An 886-nucleotide genomic window follows, 5' to 3' on the forward strand; every position below is an offset into this window, starting at 1 on the left:
CCTTCTTTTTGATCTGATTATTGTGGTTCTAAATATAGTATCTTACTTTTAAGAAAATTCTTAACCGATAAACACTTAGGGCAAACATACGAGCCTTGCCGTTGTAGTGTATTATTAAAAATCAATCAAAAATGATCACCGTCATCAGACCAAAACAACTTGGCTCCGGAATTAAGAAGTACAAAGTTTACGCAAACAATCATTTGATTTGTGAAATCGCAGAAGAAGAGAAATTAGAATTAAGCCTTAATCCCGGAACATACACTATTTCAGCAAAAGTGCTTTGGTTTAAAAGTAAAGAACTAAAGATGGATTTAAAGAAGGGTGATAAATTAATAATTAAAAGTAATAAATACGTACTCTGGTTGCCAATTTTACCCGCAATAGTTTATGGGGTAATTGTTGCTTTCGGCTTTAATCCTGAAAATACTTTTTACAGTTATTCGATTATAATGTTACTCCTTATAATAGCGTTGAATTTGCCTATTGTAAGAAGGAATTATTTAAAAATAACAAAGGAATAACACACTACAACAATGGTGTATAAACCATAAATGAAACTTCCTTCAGCTCGTTTAAAGGCCCTCAAACCAGGCCGGGTAAACGAGCTATTTTTATCACATTACTTTATTAGGCAGTTCCTAAACAAGCCAAACATAAAAGCACTTTAAAAGTACTGCCCTCAACCAAGGTATATAAACCATTACGATGTCATTCTAAACTCCTTGCTTCATTAACTTTTCAGGCTCTTTTATGTGTCCCAATAGTGGGACAGCTAAAAGAGCCATTTGCAAACGTTTAAACTTAATTTCTTAAAGTTTTAATTCTTGAAATGACGACCAATTGATCCCAAGGGGTTACCTCATTATACTTTCTTTATCCGGAG

The 886-nt window shown here is 33.2% G+C and carries 1 protein-coding gene; it reads left to right on the forward strand.

Features of this window, described 5'->3' with window-relative positions; all coding sequences use genetic code 11:
* Positions 1-131 precede the first annotated feature (131 nt).
* Positions 132-524, forward strand: coding sequence for a hypothetical protein (locus tag IS446_RS00200; RefSeq protein WP_203057151.1), 393 nt, complete (start codon positions 132-134; stop codon positions 522-524).
* The last annotated feature ends 362 nt before the right edge of the window (positions 525-886 follow it).

This window comes from Robertkochia sediminum (assembly GCF_016786255.1).
In the GTDB taxonomy this organism is placed as follows: Bacteria; Bacteroidota; Bacteroidia; order Flavobacteriales; family Flavobacteriaceae; genus Robertkochia; species Robertkochia sediminum.